Raw genomic sequence first — 358 nt, 5'->3', positions numbered from 1 at the left:
GTCCTGTATTCTTTTTTTCTCTATAAAACGTGCATTGATAAAAACGAATAACAAAAACACCCCCTAACTGGGAGTGTTTTCGAGAAAAATAGAAAGATTACCTAAATTTAATTATTTAGCATCGTCTTTATGAAGCATGTTTTTTACACCTTCAACGACACCTTCTACAGCATCTTTTGCATCTTCAGCAACTTCTTTAACTTTAGAAACAACTTTTTCAGCAGCTCCTTCTTTTTCAAGTTCTTTGTCGCCGATCAATTTGCCAACGCCTTCTTTAACAGATCCTGCTGCTTGGTTTAATTTTTCTTCTGTAGACATAAGTATGTCCTCCTTTTATTTTTTTCTAAATTAGTAATTA

Annotated in this window: 1 protein-coding gene; it reads right to left on the bottom strand. The window is 33.0% G+C overall.

Going from position 1 to position 358, the window contains the following annotated elements; genetic code table 11:
* Positions 1-111 precede the first annotated feature (111 nt).
* Positions 112-318: a CsbD family protein gene (locus HMPREF2619_RS05015; protein WP_070459618.1), complete on the bottom strand. Its 207-nt coding sequence runs from the start codon at positions 316-318 to the stop codon at positions 112-114.
* Positions 319-358: the final 40 nt, after the last annotated feature.

It is taken from the genome of Streptococcus sp. HMSC074B11 (genome assembly GCF_001808705.1).
In the GTDB taxonomy this organism is placed as follows: domain Bacteria; phylum Bacillota; class Bacilli; order Lactobacillales; family Streptococcaceae; genus Streptococcus.
The sequence above is the reverse complement of the archived record's forward strand: the minus strand, read 5'-3'. Positions and strand labels throughout refer to the sequence as shown.

Excerpts from the sequence above, each read along its gene's own strand:
- HMPREF2619_RS05015 (WP_070459618.1), bottom strand. The coding sequence starts at position 318 with ATGTCTACAGAAGAAAAATTAAACCAAGCAGCAGGATCTGTTAAAGAA.